The organism is Sphingomonas sp. (assembly GCF_019749955.1).
In the GTDB taxonomy this organism is placed as follows: domain Bacteria; phylum Pseudomonadota; class Alphaproteobacteria; order Sphingomonadales; family Sphingomonadaceae; genus Sphingomonas.
This window is the reverse complement of record NZ_JAIEPC010000014.1, coordinates 87,207-103,267: the sequence shown is the minus strand read 5'-3', so window position 1 is coordinate 103,267 and position 16,061 is coordinate 87,207. Positions and strand designations below refer to the sequence as shown.

The following is a 16,061-nucleotide window of genomic DNA, read 5'->3' as shown; positions in this document are numbered from 1 at the left end:
TTATAGAATCTTAAAAGAAGGATGTTGAGATTGTTGGTCGGTGAGCAGTGGGGCTTAAGCAACCGCCCCGCAATTGCCAACAGCTTGACCGCCCCAGGCCGCGGATTCGCGAGCGAGTCGATGGCGGCATCCCCATTATCCACAGTCTGTGGGGTGAATCACCGCCTGTCGATGAGCATGTGGATAGCCGGGCGATCGATCCACAGCACGCGCTGGCTTGGCGGCTCGGGCGAGTTGCGCTAGGTTTTTTGCGCATGTTTTCCACATATCCGTCCCGCTGATGCGGCTCCACCTCCACCTCCTGTCGGATTCGACCGGCGAGACGCTCGAAAACATCGCCAAGGCGGCGCTCGCGCAATATGACGATGTCGAGACGATCCGTCATTTCTGGCCGATGGTGCGCAGCGAAGCGCATCTCGAACGCATTTTGCAGGAAATCACGCAAAATCCGGGGCTGGTGCTGTTCACTTTGGTCAATCCCGCGACGCGGCGCACGCTCGAGGCGCAGTGCCGCGCGCTCGGTCTGCCCGCTGTCGCACCGCTCGATCCCGTCACCGATGCGCTGTCGGGGATGCTCGGCCAGCGGGCCAAGGCGCGGCCAGGGCGCCAGCACATGCTGGACGCAGCCTATTTCGAGCGGGTCGAAGCGATCCAGTTCACGATCGCCCATGATGACGGCATCGGGCATGAGGATTGGGAAGAAGCCGATATCGTCCTCGCGGGTGTGTCGCGATCGTCGAAGACGCCGACGTCGATTTATCTCGCCAACCGCGGGTTCAAGACCGCGAATATCCCGATTGTGATCGAGCTCGAACCGCCGCCCGCGCTGTTCACGCTCAAGCACCCGCTGGTCGTCGGGCTGACGACCAGCGCCGACCGGCTGATTCAGGTTCGCCGCAACCGGCTGTTGTCGCTCAACCAAGCGCCTGAAACCGCCTATGTCGACCAGGAATCGGTCACGCGCGAAGTCGCTTATGCGCGGCGGATGTTCGCCGATAATGGCTGGCCGGTGATCGACGTCACGCGCCGCTCGATCGAGGAAACTGCCGCTGCAATCATCGCGCTGGTCAGTGAACGCGGGGCGCGCGCGTGAAGCTGATCCTCGCGTCGCAAAGCACATCGCGCCGCGCGATGCTTGACGCCGCCGGGGTTCCCTTCACGGCCATCCCCGCCGCGATCGACGAACTGTCGTTCAAGCAAGCGATGCTGGCGGACGATGTTGCGCCGCGCGACATTGCCGACCGGCTTGCCGAGCTGAAAGCGGTGCGGGTGTCGGGCGCGCAGCCCGAAGCGTTGGTGCTCGGTAGCGATTCGATTGTCGTGCTCGCCGACGGGACGTTGCTCGACAAGCCCGAGAGTCGGGCGCAGGCACACGCGCACCTGACCGCAATGTCGGGCAGTGCGATCATGCTGATCAGTGCGGCGGTCATTGCCGAGGCCGGACGGCCGGTCTGGCGTCATGTCGCCACCGCGCCGCTCCATGTCCGCGCGCTGTCGCACACTTTCCTTGAGGCGTATCTCGACGCCGAATGGCCGGCAATCGCGGGCTGTGTCGGCTGTTTCCGCATCGAAGGGCTGGGGGTACAATTGTTCGAGCGGATTGAGGGCGATCATTTCACGATATTGGGCATGCCGTTGCTGCCCGTGCTCGACTATTGCCGCACGCGCGGGGTGCTGGTCGCATGACCTATGCCGAGGTGATCGGCGACCCGATAAGCCATTCGAAATCGCCGCTGATCCACCGCTTCTGGCTGGAAGCGCTCGGCATGACTGGCGATTACCGCGCGGCTCGTGTCGACGCTGATGGCCTCGCCGGTTATTTCGCCGCGCGCCGCGACGATCCCGACTGGCGCGGGTGCAATATCACCATCCCGCACAAGATTGCCGCGCTCGACCATGTCGCTGATCCCGGCGGCGTGCGCGAGTCGATCGGGGCGATCAACACGGTGTTTCGCGGCGACGGCGGCGTGCTGACCGGCACCAACACCGATGCCGGTGGCTTTTATGCGCCGCTCGCCGAAGTCGACCTCGTCGGCAAACCGGTCGTGGTGATCGGTGCGGGCGGTGCGGCCCGCGCGATTCTGTTCGCGCTGTCGCGGCTTGGCGTCGGCCCGGTGACGTTGCTCAACCGCAGTCCGCTCAAAGGCGCCGCCTTGCTCGCGCGGTTTGGGCTCAAGGGGCAGGTGCTGCCGCTTACTGCACCGCTCCCGCCAGCTGCGCTGCTCGTCAACGCCAGTCCGCTCGGCATGGCCGGGCAACCGCCGCTGACGATCGATCTCGCGCCGCTGCCCGATGGCGCGATCGTCTACGACATTGTGTATGCGCCGCTCGAAACCGAGCTGCTCGCTGCCGCCGATGCGCGCGGGCTGGCGACAATCGACGGGCTTGAGATGCTGATCGGGCAAGCTGCGTTTGCGTTCGAAATCCTGTTCGACGCCGCCCCGCCGCGCGACCGCGATGACGATTTGCGTGCGCTGCTGACCGCATGATTAAATTGGGCCTCACTGGATCGATCGGGATGGGCAAGTCGACGGTGGCGGCGATGTTTGCCGATGAAGGTGTGCCGGTGTTCGACGCAGATGCCACCGTGCACCGGCTGCAAGGACCCGGCGGCGCGCTGTTGCTCGCGATCGAGGCGGCTTTTCCGGGAACAACGGGCGGACAAGGCGTCGACCGCGCGGCGCTGTCGGCCACCGTGTTTCACGACGATGCCGCGATCAAGCGACTCGAAGCGATCGTCCATCCCGCCGTCGGGGCTGCGCGCGCCGCATTTCTGACGGATCATGCGGCCGCGCCAATCATTGTGTTCGATGTGCCCTTGCTGTTCGAAACCGGCGGCGACGCCCATGTCGACAAGATCGCGGTGGTTTCAGCCAGTGCCGATGTTCAGCGTGCGCGCGTCCTCGCGCGCCCGGGCCAGCATGCGGCAAAATTCGACGCGATTCTCGCACGTCAGCTCCCCGATGCACAAAAGCGCGCGCGGGCGGATTTCGTGATCCCCACCGACGTACCCCTCGATGTCACCCGCGCGGCGGTGCGCAACGTGATCGCTTGCCTGTTGGCGTATGAAGGCGGATAATGTGACCAATGCGTGAAATTGTCTTCGACACCGAAACCACCGGCCTCAGCTTTTCGGGCGGAGATCGGCTGGTCGAAATTGGCTGCATCGAAATCATCCACCGCGTGCCGACCGGTGCAAGTTTCCACGTCTATGTAAACCCCGAACGCTCGATGGCGGCGGAGGCCTATGCCGTGCACGGGTTGTCCGATGCGTTTCTGGCCGACAAAAAGCGCTTCGCCGATCATGCAGATGAGCTGCTCGACTTTCTCGGCGACAGCCCGTTGGTGGCGCATAATGCGAGTTTCGATTTCGGCTTTCTCAACGGCGAACTGAAGCGCTGTGGCCGGGTGCCCGTAGCGCTCGACCGGATGGTCGATACATTGGTGATCGCGCGCAGCCGCCACCCGGGCGCCAAGCATTCGCTCGATGCTCTCTGCACCCGTTATGGCATTGATCGCAGCCACCGCACCTTGCACGGCGCGTTGCTCGACGCGCAATTGCTGGCCCAAGTCTATGTCGAGCTGACTGGCGGGCGCCAGATCGGGCTTGAGCTGATCGAGGACGTGGACACTGCCGCCATCGGGCTTGCGACGCTCAACCCACCACCGAGCGTCGTGCGCCCCGCCCGTCACTTCGCGCCGAACGCCGACGATCTCGCGCGCCATGCCGATTTTCTGAAGACCGTCACGCAGCCGCTCTGGGGAGCAAGCGGCTAACCCTGCCCGCGCATCTGCGCCATTTATGGAGGTGAGTATGGAGATCCGTCTGTCCGGCCATCAGGTCGATACCGGCAACGCGCTCAGAACGCTCGTGACCGAACGGCTTCAGGGGATCGCCGAGAAATATTTCGCCCGCGCGCTGTCGGCACAAGTGACGATGGGCAAGGGGCCGCATGATGCCGGCTTCACCTGCGACATCGTCGCGCATGTGATGCACGGGGTGGTGCTGAAGGGCAGCAACCGGGCGATGGAAGCGCGCAATGCCTTTGAAGGCGCGGCGGACAAGATCGAAAAACAACTGCGGCGTTATGTTCGGCGGCTGAAGGACCGCCACGCCGGGAATGGCGCCAATTCGGCGCTCGACGATGCCGGCTACACGCTGTTCGCCGAGCCCGAGCCCGAGCAGGAGCCCGAGGATTTCCCCCCGATCATCGCCGAAACGCGCGTCGATGTGCCCGATGCGACCGTGTCGGACGCGGTGATGATGCTCGATTTGCGCAACACTGTCGCGCTGCTGTTCCGCAACAGCGGCACCGGCGCCCATAACATGGTCTATCGCCGGGGTGATGGCACGATCGGCTGGGTCGAACCCGACCGCGGACGGTGACTGCTTCCGCCGGGGCGTGATAGGCGCTAAGGCGCGCCTCTCGCCCCCGCCGTGCGGCGGCGGTCGCCCCGCGTCAGGAACAACCATGATTCGATTCAACGACTTGCTGCTGCCGGCGACCGTGATGGCGGGCGTCAGCGTCTCCAACAAAAAGGCGCTGCTCAACCAGCTCGCGGCGGCAGCAGCGCAGGCCTATGGCCTCGACGCCAAGCCGGTTGCGAGCGCGCTCGCCGATCGTGAACGGATCGGTTCGACCGGCTTTGGCGGCGGCGTTGCGATCCCGCATGGCAAGCTGGCGGGCCTGCCGCACATCATCGGCGCGTTTGTCCGGCTCGCCACCGCGATCGATTATCAGGCGATCGATGAATTGCCGGTCGATCTGGTGTTCATGATGTTGTCACCCCCTGATGCAGGCGCCGAACATCTGAAGGCGCTCGCGGGCGTGTCGCGGCGGCTGCGCGACCAAGGCTTCGTCGCCAAACTGCGCGGCGCAGGCTCGGCCGATGCACTCTATGTGTTGTGGACCGAGGATGAGGCGCGCGATGCCGCCTGAACGCGGTACGGGCGCGCACGGCGCGGACGCGCATTACCGCGCGCTCGAATCGCTCTACGCCGCCGCCCCGATCAACCAATTGTTCGACTCAAAGCTTGAAATCACCGGCAGCGGTACGTCGCGGATCCGCTTCATGATCGACCAGCAGCAGTTTCACGCGGCCGGCGCGGCGCATGGCACCATCTATTTCAAGATGCTCGACGATGCGGCCTTTTATGCGGCCAATACGCTTGTCACCGATCGATTCCTGCTGACGACGCAGTTCAACCTGCTGTTCACGCGCCCGCTCGGCGAAGGACCGGTGGTGGCCGAGGGGCGCTGGATCAATGGCCAGCGCCGCGTGCTGATCGCCGACGCACGGCTGATCGATGCCAGTGGCGAGGAAGTCGCGCGCGGCACCGGCACCTTCATGCGATCGCGCATCGCGCTGGCGACCTTGCCCGGCTATCGCGCCGGATGAGCAACCGGCTGCCGACGCATTTGCTGGTCGGCGCGCTGCTCCGTCGCGTCAATGATGCGGGTGGGATGGCGATGGTGCTGGCAAAGGGTGATGCTGATGCCGGCGCACTGCTGCTGATCACGGGTGAAAAAGGTCAGAATTACCGTGCGTTGGAGCGCGGTATCGGGCCAGGTGGCGCGTCGGCGCTGGTCGAAACCGGCCCGTCGGACGCCGATCCGATCGCGCTGACCGATTATTGGCAGCGGCGCCGTGCGCGCGACCCCGATTTATGGGTAATTGAACTGGATATCGCACAAGCCGAACGGTTCGCCGCTGAAACGATCGCTTTTTATTGACCCGTTAACGCGATGCGCGCAACGGGGCCGCCTCGAAAACGCGTTGTGCTGGCTGATGTGCGATATCGGTCGGTTACGCAGTCGGGGGGCACGCCCGGAACGATGACCATAGGGTCGATCGATCCGCGCACCCACCGCATAATATGACGGTCAATGCACTTTCCGATCCGAACTGCCGCCCTTGCGGCAATGCTCTGCGCGTCGACCCTGGTCGCAACCGGCACGCCCGGTCTGGCCTTTATGCTCGACAAGCCGCTCCTCGTGACTCCGCTCACGCCCAAGAACGTCCCGGTCCCGACAGTGGTTCCGACCGAGACGACGTTCGAAGCCCTGGCACCGATTGATACGCCTGCCCCGGTTGCGCCCGTTGAGCGCCCGGTGTCGCTTTCCGACGCTGTCGCTACCCAGACGCTGTCTGATGAGGTGAGCGAGGATCTGCGCTGCCTCGCCACGGCAGTCTATTATGAAGCCAAGGGCGAGCCGCTCGCGGGCCAGCTTGGCGTCGCCCATGTGATTCTCAACCGCAGCAAATCGGGCCGCTTCCCGCGCACGGTGTGCGGCGTGGTGACGCAGCCCGGCCAATTCTCGTTCGTGCGGGGCGGCCAGATGGCGTCGCCGGGCGTCGCCAATCGTGCCTATCGCACCGCGCTTGCGGTTGCCCAACTCGCGCTCGACCGCCAGTGGGAAAGCCCGGTCGCCAGCGCGATGTATTTCCACGCCACGCGGGTGTCGCCCAATTGGGGGCGCCAGCGCGTCGCGACGATCGGGCGCCACGTCTTCTACCGGTGATCGCGGCGCGTAACGCGCTTCCAATTGTTCGTGTAATGTTCTAGCCGGGCAGCGATGAACTCGCTGCCCGACCCGTTTGTGCCCAGCCCCGCCGACCGGCTCTGCGCTGCCGATGTCGTGCGCGGCGTGACGCGCATGTTCCTGCGCCATGATCTGGTGGCGATCGGCGAAGTCCCGCTCGACGGCGGGCGCCGCGCCGACCTGATGGCGATTGATGCGCGCGGGCACATCGTGATCGTCGAGATCAAGGTGTCGCGCGCTGATTTGCTGGGCGACGGCAAATGGCCCGATTATCTGGCGCATTGTGATCGCTTCTTCTGGGCCGTGCCGCTGGGTTTTGACATCAGCCCGCTCGACACGCCGGTGTTTCTGCCCGAACGAACGGGCGTGATCATTGCTGACCGTTATGATGCGTCGATCGTCCGCGAAGCGCACAGCGTGCCGATTGCGGCGCCAGCCCGCAAGCGCGAGACGCTTGCCTTTGCCCGCCGCGCGGCGCGGCGGTTGACGTTGCTGATCGATCCCGACGCCGAGGCGATTTAGCCGCAGCTTGGGGCAGCGCTTAAAGCGACGGCCCCACAGTGGCGCGGCGATCACGCTTGGGGATGGCGGCGAACAACTCGGCCAGCGTCTGGAAGCGCTTGTCCTCGGTTGCATAGTCGCGCGCCGAACGACCGGCGATATTGTCGACCTGATCGGCGTCGGCGCCCGCCGCCAGCAGATCGCGGGTGACATTGATGTTGCGCAGCTGGACGGCGCGGATCAGCGGCGTCTCCCCCGCCCGGTTCGCCAGATTCACATTGGCGCGACCCTTGATCAGATACGAGATCACCGAATCGGCGCCCGCCGACACCGCCGCCAGCAGCGGCGTGTTGCCGCGCAGGTCGCGCAGGTTGGGATCGGCGCCCTTTTGCAGCAGAAAGCGCGTGTAGAGCACGTCGTTGCGCTTCGCGACGATGTGGAGCGCGGTCTCGCGGGTACTGTAATCCTGCGTGTTGACGATCGTCGTGCCGGGCTTGTTGAGAAATTCGGTGATTTCCGCGCCCTTGCTCGGATCGCTCTTGGCCTCGCGGATCGCTTCAAGAAACTTGTAGCTGTCCGACTGGCCGAGTTGGGCCATCGCGGGACTGGCGATCACAAAGGTGCCGACCATCGCGGCGATATGAAAGCTGCGCAAAGTCATCGTCACTCATTACCCCTGCTACGATCGGTACGCGCCCTTGGCAGGGCTTGCATCGGCTTCGCTACCAGATCATGGCTGACGATGCCATGAACCACCGTCATTTCGTGAAGCTTGCCCTGGCCGCGCTGCTGTTGCTGCCCGGCTGCTCGCCGCCTGTCGAAACGCCGCCGCTGGCAGGGGCTGCGATCGGCGGGCCTTTCACCTTGACCGACCAGGATGGCAAGCAAGCCAGCGACCGCGATTTTGCGGGCAAGTTCCGGATCATCTATTTCGGCTATACCTATTGCCCCGATGTCTGCCCGGTCGATGTCCAGAATCTCGCCGCTGGGTTGAAGCAGGTCGAGGCAAGCGACCCCAAGCTCGGCGCCCGCATCGTCCCGATCTTCGTCAGCGTCGATCCGGTGCGCGACACGCCGCCGGTGCTCAAGCAATTCGTGCGCGCCTTTCATCCGCGCATGGTCGGGTTGACCGGCACGCCGCAAGCAATCGCAGCGGTCGCCAAGGAATATGCGATTTTCTATCAGCCGCAGGGCAAGACGGCTGATGGCGGCTATACCGTCAACCATTCACGCCAGGCCTATTTGTTCAGCCCCGACGGCAAGCCGCTGGCCTTGCTCTCGCAAGATGGCAAGCCCGAGGTCATCGCTGCCGAAATCCGGCGCTGGGCGCGATGAGCGCCCAATTTCTAACGCCACGCGCGATGAGCGCCCAATTTCTAACGGCACGCGCGACGAGCGCCCATTTCAAACGGCGCGCAAGATGAGCGCGCGCTTCTGGGAGGACATACCGCTCGAAAAGCTTGATCGCGCGCAATGGGAGGCGCTGTGCGACGGCTGCGGCAAATGCTGCATCCACAAGCTTGAGGATGACGAGACCGGCGAGCTGTTCCCGACCAATGTCGCGTGCCGCTTGCTCGACCGGCGCAGCGCGCAGTGCACCAATTACAAGCACCGCCACGCATTCGTCCCCGAATGCGTGCGGCTGACGCCGGGCAAGCTCGCGACGATCGACTGGTTGCCCTCGACCTGCGCCTATCGCTTGCGCGCCGAGGGGCAGCCGCTGGCGGAATGGCATTATCTGGTCTGCGGCGACCGTGAAGCCGTCCACCGCGCGGGCATTTCGGTGCGCGGCTGGACGATATCCGAAGACGATGCCGGCGACCTCGAATTCCATGTGACCGACCGGGAGCTATGAGCAGCGCGCCACCGATCGCGGTGGTGCGTCATCCGCGTGCGCGCTGCGCCCGGCTCAGCATCGATCCGGCGACCGGCGTGGTGAAACTCACGCTGCCGCCGCGCGCGCCGCTCGCGCCGGCGCTGCGCTGGGCCGAGGAAAAGCGCGGCTGGATTGCCGCCGAGCATGCCAAGCTGCCGCAACCGCAGCCCTTTATCGACGGCGGTAGCGTGCCCTTTCGAGGGGCGCCGCTGACGATCGCCTGGGATGCGAAGGCGCCGCGCCGGGTGGTGTTCGCTGGCGATCATCTGGTGTCCGGTGGGCCGATCGAAGGGCTGTCGGGGCGGATCACGCGCTGGCTGCGCGCGCAGGCACTGGCGCTGCTGAGCGCGGAGACAGCGGAATTTGCCGACCGCGCAGGCGTCACCGTGGCCCGGGTGAGCATCGGTGATCCGCGCGGGCGCTGGGGCAGTTGCTCGTCGAGCGGCGCGATCCGCTATAGCTGGCGGCTGATTCTCGCGCCCGACTATGTGCGGCGCGCGACAGTGGCGCATGAAGTCGCGCACCGCGTCCATATGCACCACGGTCCGGCGTTCCACGCGCAGGTCGCAGCACTCGTCGGTGCCGATGCCGATCGGTCGCGCGCGTGGCTCAAGCGCCACGGCGCGGCGCTTCACTGGGTCGGTCGGTCGCTCTGAGGGCGGGCCGCCGGGGGCGAACGGCGCGGGGTGGCGGGTCGATCGAGCGCGCGGTCGAGCCAATCCTCGTCAAGCCGCTCGCCGGACGGTCGGTAACGCGCCGTGGGCGCTGACGGCGGCAGCGCGTCGGGCTGCTGATCGGGCGCCTGATCGACCGGAGGCCCCGCCGGCGGTTCGACCGGATTGCCATCGGGGTCGACGAACAGGCCATTGTCGGGCTCGCCGAAGTAATTTTCCTCGCCAAACCCGGCGGCTTCGTCGGGCAACGTCACGCCGGTGTCGAATTGTTCGACCGGGCGCTTGGCGACCGCGACCTTCATGAAGTCGGCAAAGGCGCGCGCAGGCGCCGTACCGCCATGCAGCCCGCGCACCGATTGCGCATCGTCACGCCCCATCCACACGCCGGTGGTGAGGCCGCTCGAGAAACCGAGGAACCAGCCGTCCTTGGTCGAGGTGGTCGTGCCGGTCTTGCCCGCGACCGGTCGCCCGATCTGCGCGGCCTTGCCGGTGCCGGTGTTGACTGCAGTTTGCAGCAGGTCGGTCATCGACTGCGCGACGAAGGGCGCGACAAGGACATGGCTGCGATCGACTTCATGCGCGTAAATGGTGACGCCGTTCGCGGTCACTTTGGTGATGCCATAAGGGGTCACCGCCACGCCCTTGTTGCCGACTGACGCAAAGGCGCGCGTCAGATCGATCAGCCGCACGTTCGACGTGCCGAGCACCATTGCAGGGTAAGTGTTGATCGGCGTGGTGATGCCAAAGCGCCGCGCCATGTCGGCGATCGTCGCGAAGCCCACTTCGTCGCCGATTTTTGCCGCAACGGTGTTGATCGAATAGGCAAAGGCATTGCGCAAGGTCGTCGGGCCGATATTGCGGCGCGAGTCATTTTTGGGCGTCCATTCGCCGATGGTGACGGGTTCGTCGACGACAGCGTCTTCGGGTTTATGCCCTGCTTCAAGCGCGGCGAGATAGACGAACAGCTTGAACGCCGATCCCGGCTGGCGCTCGGCCTGGGTTGCGCGGTTGTAGATCGACGACACATAATCCTTGCCGCCAACCATCGCCCGCACCGCGCCGTCGCGGTCGAGCGAGACGAGCGCGCCTTGCGTGCCGGCCGGGGCATTGGCGCGGATCGCGGCATCGGCCGCCCTTTGCGCGCCGAGATCAAGCGTCGTCCACACTTCGAGCGGGCGGGTCGACTCATCGATCAGCACTTCGAGCTGCGGCAGCGCCCAGTCGGTGAAATAGCGCACGCTGTTCTGCTTGGGCTCGGGCACGAAGCGCACGTCTGCCAACTCGATCTTGCCCGCTTCGCCGGGCGCGATCTTGCCGGTTTCCTCCATCAGCCGGATGACCACGCCCGCGCGGCCCTTGGCGGCGTCGATATCGGCGGTCGGCGAATAATGCGACGGCGCCTTGACCAGCCCGGCGATGACGGCGGCTTCGGTCAGGCTGAGCTGTTCGGCGCTATGGCCGAAGAATTTGCGCGCGGCTGCATCGATGCCATAGGCACCACCGCCGAAATAGACTTTGTTCAGATAGAGTTCGAGGATCTGGTCCTTGGTGAACTTGCGTTCGAGCGCGAGCGCGATGATCGCCTCGCGGACCTTGCGACCGACCGAATAGCTGTTGGTCAGGAAAATCGTGCGCGCAACCTGCTGGGTGATCGTCGATGCGCCCTGCAATCGCCGCCCGGTGCCGCGATTGACGATCGCGAATTTGGTGATTCGGGCAAGCGCGATCGGGTCGACGCCGGGATGCGAGAGGAAACGGCGATCCTCGACCGCGATCGTCGCGTCGCGCATCACTTGCGGGATTTTGTCGTACGACAGCCAGTCGCCGAAGCTCGGCCCCAGCGACGCAATCACCGTGCCATCGGCGGCATGGACGCGGATCATCTGGCCGTTGGGCGATGATTTCAATTCATCGAAGCTCGGCAAGCTCGCGCGTGCAACATAGACGGCGACGACCAGCGCAGCGAACGCCACCAGCGCCAGCCCGAACAGCAACTGGATCGCCAGCACAAGCCGACGCCGCCACAGGGGTTTTTTCAGGGAAGCACTTGCCATCGAAGCTCGGCGGAATAGGGCTTAACGTGCGACGCGACAAGCGCTTCGATAGCGTTCAGTCACCGCGCGGCCGAAAATCAAGGCTCAGCGAATTCATGCAATAGCGCAGCCCCGTCGGCGGCGGGCCGTCTGGAAACACATGGCCAAGGTGCCCGTCGCACCGCGCGCAGCGCGATTCGATGCGCCGCATGCCGTGGCTGGTGTCGGTGTGGTCGGTCACGTGATCGGCACCGATCGGCTGCGAAAAGCTCGGCCAGCCCGATCCCGAATCATATTTGTCGGCGCTGTCGAACAAGTCGAGCCCGCAGGCGGCGCAGGCATAAATGCCATCGGCCTTGTTGTCGTTATATTTGCCTGTGAAGGCGCGCTCGGTGCCGGCTTCGCGCAGCACATGATATTGTTCGGGGCTCAGCCGCGCGCGCCATTCGCTTTCGGGCAGGTCGATCTTGTCCATTTGGGCTCTCCAGACGCGGCTTGGGTGGTCGCTCCCATAAATGGAGCCGCCGCAGCGATCGACAAGAGGTGCCGTGTCGCGCGCGCGGCGTCGATGCTCAATCGGCACCATAACAAGCGCTTTTGGTGTGTCACCATACTGGGCTAGACGAGCGCCGAACCCCCGCCCGGAGACTCGACCATGGCCCGTCCCCCGCTGCCGCCCTTTACTGCTGATACCGCCGCGCAAAAGGCGCGGCTCGCCGAAGACGCCTGGAACAGCCGCGACCCCGAGCGAGTGTCGCTGGCCTATAGCGAAGACAGCCGCTGGCGGACGCGGGAAGAATTCTTCAACGGGCGGCCCGCGATTGTCGATATGCTCACGCGCAAATGGGCTTCCGAGCATGAATATCGGCTGGTCAAGGAAGTCTGGGCCTTCACCGACGACCGGATCGCGGTGCGCTTCGTCTATGAATGTCATGACGCCAGCGGCCAATGGTGGCGCTGCTATGGCAATGAGCAATGGCAATTCGACGGCGAAGGGCTGATGACCCGGCGCGAGGCATCGGTGAATGATGTGAAGATCGACGAAGCGGGGCGGCTGTTCCGCTGGCCGCTGGGGCCGCGACCCGCCGATCATCCGGGGCTGAGCGATATGGGGCTTTAGGCCCGGATCGCGCGGCGCGACCTACCTGCCCCCGTTCGTTTCGAGCGACGTCGAGAAACAGGCCAAAGGCGGCGCGCAAGCGTCTCTCGACTTCGCTCGAAACGAACGGGTCGAGGTAGGCAGGTCGGATTCCGGGTGGGGGAGTGACGCCGCCTGAGGGTCGGCGGCGTCCAATATCTGGTGCGGTCGAGAAGACTCGAACTTCCACGGGCTTTCGCCCACAACGACCTCAACGTTGCGCGTCTACCAGTTCCGCCACGACCGCACGTGATAGACCGCCGGCATCGCCGGTGGCTGGCAGGAGCGCGCCCGTAGCAAAGCCCTTGGCGGCTTACAAGCGGCAATGATCATTGGCGTCGGGGAAGCAGCCGCCTATGGCGCCTTGCGATGACTTTTGCCCAACGCCTTGCCCCCGAAGCGCGCCAGTTGCTCGGCCTCGCGTGGCCGGTGATGCTGACGAGCCTCAACTGGACGATCCTGCATGTCACCGATGTCATTGTTGTGGGGTTGGTCAGCACCGAACAAGTCGCAATTCTGGGGGGCAGCCGGGCGCTGACGTTCATTACCATCGTCGCCGCGATTGGGTGCCTGTCGGGCATCCTCGTCTTCGCATCACGCGCCGACGGGGCCGAGGATTTGCCGGAGACGGGGCAAGTGCTGCGCGACGGGCTGGTCTTGGCGCTGGCGCTCGGGCTGGTGATTGGCGCGGCGATGGCGGTGTTTGCGGTGCCGATGCTCGGCTTGATGGGCGTGGCCCCGCAGCAGCTTGACGCGACCGCGCATGTTGTACGGCTGTTCGCCATCGCCTTTCCGTTCCAGCTGGTCATGATCGCGATCAGCTTTTTTCTGGAAGGCGTCAGCCGGCCGCAGCGTGTGACGATCGTCAATGTGTCGATCCTGCCGGTCAATGCCGTGCTCGCCTGGAGCTTGTCGGGCGGGCATCTGGGTTTGCCGATGCTCGGTGCGGGCGGCGCGGCGCTGGCAACCGCGATCGCCTCGGCGATCGGCGCGGTCGGGATGGTCGCCGCCGCCTGGACGCTACCGCGGGCGCGGGCGCGCGGCCTGCACGATCTGCGGCGCGCCGCATGGGCCTCGGCACCAGTGCGCGCGTGGCGGCTGTTCGTGTTCGGGCTGGTGCCGGCCATTGCTTCGGGGCTTGAGCTTGCCGGTTTCTCCATCCTGATCGCGTTGTCGACGCAGCTCGGCGCGCCGACCGCGCATGCCTTCCAGATCGTGTTCGCGGTCCATAATGTCACTTTCTCGGTCGCGATGGGGCTGGGGTCGGCGACCGGCGTGCGTGTGGGCAACGCGATTGGCGAAGGCGTGCCCGATCAGGCGCGGCGCCGGACGTTGATCGCCGCCGCCTTGACCGCCGCCCTGATGGGCATCCTCGCGACGTTGTTGATCGTCGGTGCAGGCGCGGTCGTCGCGGCGTTTCCGGCGACGCCCGAAGTCCATCTGCTCGCGCTGGGCATGCTGCCGCTCTGGGCCGGGTTTATCCTGTTCGACGGGGTGCAGCTCGTTTTCGTCTATGCACTGCGCTCCGTCGGCGATCAGGTGGCGGCCGGGATTAACTCGATCATTGCCTATTTCGTCGTGACGGGCGGGCTGGGCGTGGTGCTGGTCGGACAGGGCTGGGGCGCGACCGGACTGGTGCTGGCCTCGGGGCTTGGGATGCTGGTCGCCGCGCTGCTCAGCGGATTACGCTTCGAAAGCGTCAGCCGGCGATCCCCGACGCAAAGCTGAGCCGCAGCGCCTTGCCGTTATTGGGGACGTCGAGCGTCAGGCTGCGGAATTCGACCACACCCTTGGGGCCGACGACGCGGGCTTCGGGCGTGATCGTCCACGTATAGACCTGGCGCCCCTGCGCATCGAGCAGATCGGCGCGCAAATCGGTGACCGGCAACCGCTTGCCCGTCGGGTTGATGATCCGCCCGCTGACGGCAAAGGCTTCCGAACCGCTCGGCAGATCATGGCGATCGATCGGATTTTGCTCGATCCGCAGCGGCGTGTCGGCAGCGGCAATCAGCCCGAACTGACTGGCAAGGCCGGTTGCCCCTGAGGCACTGATCACGCCGACCCCGATCAGCATCGTGACGCCGGCGGCGACGGCAATCATCGTATAACGGCGCGCCGGATTGCGGCGCGGGCGGAACGGCGCCTGATAGCCGAAAGCGTCATAATCGGTTTCGGCCGCAGGCGCTGCGACCGGCGGCACAGGCTCAGCGGGCGGTGGGGTTACGGAGGGCGCGGCAATGGCCGATACGCCCGCCGCGAGCGCCTCGGCCGCAGCGCCTTCCTGAAACCAGCTATGCTTGCAATTGGCGCAGCGAACAGTCCGACCGTCAGGCCCAATGGCAGTATCGGGAACCAGATAGCGTGTCCGGCAGGCGGCGCATTCGAGGATCATGCTGACATTGTTTCGTCTGGGGTTTCGTCTGGGGTTTCGTCTGGGGGTGGTAACGGCCCGCCCGTTGTTGCAACTACGCGCGAATCTAAGCACGAGCGGCGCCTGTGTGGCAAGGGGCAGCTTGAGTGGGCGGCGCGCGCATGCGATGGCGCGTCATCGGCAATCGGGAGCGTCGGCGCCGGCATGGCGAATATCGTGCAGTTCGAAAATGTGGGGCTGCGCTATGGCAACGGCGACGAGACGCTCACCGACCTCAGTTTCACGCTGTCGACCGGCGCCTTTTATTTCCTGACCGGCGCGTCGGGCGCGGGCAAGACATCGCTACTGAAACTGCTGTATCTCGCCCAGCGACCAACGCGCGGGCTGATCCGGCTGTTCGGCGAGGATTTCGGGGCGATGCCGCGCGGCCGCCTGCCGGGCTTTCGGCGGCGGATCGGCGTGGTGTTTCAGGATTTCCGGCTGCTGCCGCATCTGTCCGCCTATGACAATATCGCGTTGCCGCTGCGCGTTGCTGGCTTGCCCGAGGCCGATGTCGATGCGCCGGTGCGCGAAATGCTTGCCTGGGTCGGGCTGACCGATCGCACCACGGCCAAGCCGCCGACACTGTCGGGCGGCGAGCAGCAGCGCGTCGCGATTGCCCGCGCGGTGATCGGGCGTCCCGAGATTCTCGTCGCCGACGAGCCCACCGGCAACGTCGACCCTGACATGGCCGAGCGGTTGCTCCACCTGTTCGACACGCTCAACCGGCTGGGGACGACAGTGGTGGTCGCGACGCATGATTTCCACCTGCTTGGGCGGATCCCCAACGCGCATATGATGCGGCTCGACAAGGGGCGATTGCTCGACCCGACCGGATCGCTGCGCTTTCCGCCAACGTCGCCGTCGGGCGAGGCCTGACGGCG

Annotated in this window: 21 protein-coding genes and 1 tRNA gene; 17 read left to right on the top strand and 5 right to left on the bottom strand. The window is 65.4% G+C overall.

Annotated features, from left to right (window positions below; genetic code table 11):
- The first annotated feature begins 277 nt into the window (after nt 1–277).
- The 11 genes from K2W81_RS04725 to K2W81_RS04675 all read left to right on the top strand — a co-directional run bounded on the left by K2W81_RS04725 (nt 278) and on the right by K2W81_RS04675 (nt 7,067).
- Nucleotides 278–1,093, top strand: a complete 816-nt coding sequence (locus tag K2W81_RS04725) for a pyruvate, water dikinase regulatory protein (RefSeq protein ID WP_294101959.1) — start codon at nt 278–280, stop codon at nt 1,091–1,093.
- On the top strand, nt 1,090–1,686 hold the full coding sequence (locus K2W81_RS04720; RefSeq protein WP_294101862.1) for a nucleoside triphosphate pyrophosphatase: 597 nt from the start codon (nt 1,090–1,092) through the stop codon (nt 1,684–1,686). The genes K2W81_RS04725 and K2W81_RS04720 overlap by 4 nt, the downstream gene beginning before the upstream one ends.
- A complete protein-coding gene (locus tag K2W81_RS04715; RefSeq protein ID WP_294101861.1) occupies nt 1,683–2,489 on the top strand; it encodes a shikimate dehydrogenase in 807 nt (268 codons plus the stop codon). Before K2W81_RS04720 ends, K2W81_RS04715 begins: the two co-directional genes overlap by 4 nt.
- Nucleotides 2,486–3,079, top strand: a complete 594-nt coding sequence (gene coaE, locus K2W81_RS04710; protein WP_294101859.1) for a dephospho-CoA kinase — start codon at nt 2,486–2,488, stop codon at nt 3,077–3,079. Before K2W81_RS04715 ends, coaE begins: the two co-directional genes overlap by 4 nt.
- 8 nt (nt 3,080–3,087) lie before the next feature.
- On the top strand, nt 3,088–3,777 hold the full coding sequence (gene dnaQ / locus K2W81_RS04705) for a DNA polymerase III subunit epsilon (RefSeq protein ID WP_294101858.1): 690 nt from the start codon (nt 3,088–3,090) through the stop codon (nt 3,775–3,777).
- Nucleotides 3,778–3,814: 37 nt separating this feature from the next.
- Nucleotides 3,815–4,387: a ribosome-associated translation inhibitor RaiA gene (raiA, locus tag K2W81_RS04700; protein ID WP_294101857.1), complete on the top strand. Its 573-nt coding sequence runs from the start codon at nt 3,815–3,817 to the stop codon at nt 4,385–4,387.
- An 85-nt stretch (nt 4,388–4,472) separates the two neighbouring features.
- The gene (locus K2W81_RS04695) at nt 4,473–4,940 is read left to right on the top strand and encodes a PTS sugar transporter subunit IIA (RefSeq protein WP_294101856.1); all 468 of its coding nucleotides are present in this window, start codon (nt 4,473–4,475) and stop codon (nt 4,938–4,940) included.
- Nucleotides 4,930–5,400 carry a PaaI family thioesterase gene (locus tag K2W81_RS04690; RefSeq protein WP_294101855.1) on the top strand — a complete coding sequence of 157 codons (471 nt, stop codon included), beginning with the start codon at nt 4,930–4,932 and terminating at the stop codon, nt 5,398–5,400. Before K2W81_RS04695 ends, K2W81_RS04690 begins: the two co-directional genes overlap by 11 nt.
- Nucleotides 5,397–5,735 (top strand): DUF1491 family protein, encoded by a 339-nt coding sequence (locus K2W81_RS04685; protein WP_294101854.1) that lies wholly within the window; start codon nt 5,397–5,399, stop codon nt 5,733–5,735. Before K2W81_RS04690 ends, K2W81_RS04685 begins: the two co-directional genes overlap by 4 nt.
- 153 nt (nt 5,736–5,888) lie before the next feature.
- Nucleotides 5,889–6,524, top strand: a complete 636-nt coding sequence (locus tag K2W81_RS04680; protein WP_294101853.1) for a cell wall hydrolase — start codon at nt 5,889–5,891, stop codon at nt 6,522–6,524.
- Nucleotides 6,525–6,578: 54 nt separating this feature from the next.
- The gene (locus tag K2W81_RS04675; protein WP_294101852.1) at nt 6,579–7,067 is read left to right on the top strand and encodes an MmcB family DNA repair protein; all 489 of its coding nucleotides are present in this window, start codon (nt 6,579–6,581) and stop codon (nt 7,065–7,067) included.
- A gap of 19 nt (nt 7,068–7,086) precedes the next feature.
- Here the strand turns inward: K2W81_RS04675 and K2W81_RS04670 are convergent, their stop codons facing one another.
- The gene (locus K2W81_RS04670) at nt 7,087–7,707 is read right to left on the bottom strand and encodes an ankyrin repeat domain-containing protein (RefSeq protein ID WP_294101958.1); all 621 of its coding nucleotides are present in this window, start codon (nt 7,705–7,707) and stop codon (nt 7,087–7,089) included.
- A gap of 71 nt (nt 7,708–7,778) precedes the next feature.
- Between K2W81_RS04670 and K2W81_RS04665 the strand changes: the two genes are divergently transcribed.
- The 3 genes from K2W81_RS04665 to K2W81_RS04655 all read left to right on the top strand — a co-directional run bounded on the left by K2W81_RS04665 (nt 7,779) and on the right by K2W81_RS04655 (nt 9,578).
- Nucleotides 7,779–8,381 (top strand): SCO family protein, encoded by a 603-nt coding sequence (locus tag K2W81_RS04665; protein ID WP_294101851.1) that lies wholly within the window; start codon nt 7,779–7,781, stop codon nt 8,379–8,381.
- 85 nt (nt 8,382–8,466) lie between these two features.
- Nucleotides 8,467–8,901 carry a YcgN family cysteine cluster protein gene (locus tag K2W81_RS04660; protein WP_294101850.1) on the top strand — a complete coding sequence of 145 codons (435 nt, stop codon included), beginning with the start codon at nt 8,467–8,469 and terminating at the stop codon, nt 8,899–8,901.
- Nucleotides 8,898–9,578: a SprT family zinc-dependent metalloprotease gene (locus K2W81_RS04655; protein WP_294101849.1), complete on the top strand. Its 681-nt coding sequence runs from the start codon at nt 8,898–8,900 to the stop codon at nt 9,576–9,578. Before K2W81_RS04660 ends, K2W81_RS04655 begins: the two co-directional genes overlap by 4 nt.
- On the opposite strand, the gene K2W81_RS04650 is transcribed toward K2W81_RS04655, so the two are convergent.
- Both K2W81_RS04650 and msrB read right to left on the bottom strand, forming a co-directional pair.
- On the bottom strand, nt 9,554–11,650 hold the full coding sequence (locus K2W81_RS04650; RefSeq protein ID WP_294101848.1) for a transglycosylase domain-containing protein: 2,097 nt from the start codon (nt 11,648–11,650) through the stop codon (nt 9,554–9,556). The genes K2W81_RS04655 and K2W81_RS04650 overlap by 25 nt on opposite strands.
- Before the next feature lie 55 nt (nt 11,651–11,705).
- On the bottom strand, nt 11,706–12,104 hold the full coding sequence (gene msrB, locus K2W81_RS04645) for a peptide-methionine (R)-S-oxide reductase MsrB (RefSeq protein WP_294101846.1): 399 nt from the start codon (nt 12,102–12,104) through the stop codon (nt 11,706–11,708).
- 180 nt (nt 12,105–12,284) lie between these two features.
- Here msrB and K2W81_RS04640 point away from each other — a divergent pair, with 180 nt between their 5' ends.
- Nucleotides 12,285–12,749, top strand: coding sequence for a nuclear transport factor 2 family protein (locus K2W81_RS04640; protein ID WP_294101845.1), 465 nt, complete (start codon nt 12,285–12,287; stop codon nt 12,747–12,749).
- 178 nt (nt 12,750–12,927) lie between these two features.
- On the opposite strand, the gene K2W81_RS04635 is transcribed toward K2W81_RS04640, so the two are convergent.
- Nucleotides 12,928–13,014: transfer RNA gene (locus K2W81_RS04635), tRNA-Leu, on the bottom strand.
- Between the two features lie 122 nt (nt 13,015–13,136).
- Here K2W81_RS04635 and K2W81_RS04630 point away from each other — a divergent pair.
- The gene (locus K2W81_RS04630) at nt 13,137–14,495 is read left to right on the top strand and encodes an MATE family efflux transporter (RefSeq protein ID WP_294101843.1); all 1,359 of its coding nucleotides are present in this window, start codon (nt 13,137–13,139) and stop codon (nt 14,493–14,495) included.
- Here the strand turns inward: K2W81_RS04630 and K2W81_RS04625 are convergent.
- Nucleotides 14,467–15,159: an MJ0042-type zinc finger domain-containing protein gene (locus tag K2W81_RS04625; protein WP_294101841.1), complete on the bottom strand. Its 693-nt coding sequence runs from the start codon at nt 15,157–15,159 to the stop codon at nt 14,467–14,469. The genes K2W81_RS04630 and K2W81_RS04625 overlap by 29 nt on opposite strands.
- A gap of 183 nt (nt 15,160–15,342) precedes the next feature.
- On the opposite strand from K2W81_RS04625, the gene ftsE reads away from it, so the two are divergent.
- Complete coding sequence (gene ftsE / locus K2W81_RS04620) at nt 15,343–16,056, top strand: cell division ATP-binding protein FtsE (RefSeq protein WP_294101840.1); 714 nt, start codon at nt 15,343–15,345, stop codon at nt 16,054–16,056.
- The last annotated feature ends 5 nt before the right edge of the window (nt 16,057–16,061 follow it).